The organism is Vibrio sp. 704, from assembly GCF_033339295.1.
Genome location: NZ_JAWOUH010000937.1, coordinates 1 through 536, shown reverse-complemented (window position 1 = coordinate 536; position 536 = coordinate 1). Strand labels below are relative to the sequence as shown.

The 536-nt window shown below is 43.3% G+C and carries 1 protein-coding gene; it reads right to left on the bottom strand.

What is annotated here, in order from left to right; genetic code table 11:
• On the bottom strand, window positions 1-536 hold a 536-nt coding region (locus R7R24_RS29980; protein WP_318120626.1), incomplete at both ends, for a GGDEF domain-containing protein.

Sequence of the window (536 nt, the reverse complement as noted above, 5' to 3'; positions counted from 1 at the left end):
GTTTAAAAATCGTGGCGATGGTTGCCATGACTGAGTCGCCAGTGGTGTGTCCGTATTGGTCATTAATGGTTTTAAAATCGTCCACGTCAGTCATAACGATGCTGATAGGCGTATTTTTTTCGCGTGCTTGATTCACAAGGTTAGGCACAATGACTTCCATTGCACGTCGATTGTATAACCCAGTTAATGCATCCAAATGAGAAAGATCGTTGATGGATTTCACCAATCTTGCGTTGATCAACCACAACATACTGAAGCTCAAAGCAACAATGAGGCAGATACTAAATAGAAACGTCAGCTGGTGGATGATACCTGCATTCATAAAACTGGTGACTTCAGGAGCCCAAATGCTCCAAACGGTTCTGCCCGCCATAAAAGCACTAAATCCAAAGAAGGCGTACGCCATCACTTGAACGGGCAGTTTTAGATCGTCTCTTTTTCCCTTGATCATCGCAACGCCACTGCAGAAGGTGACTAAGCTCAAATAGATACTAAGAAAAATGATTCGGCTACGAATAGATGGCGAATAAAAGGTG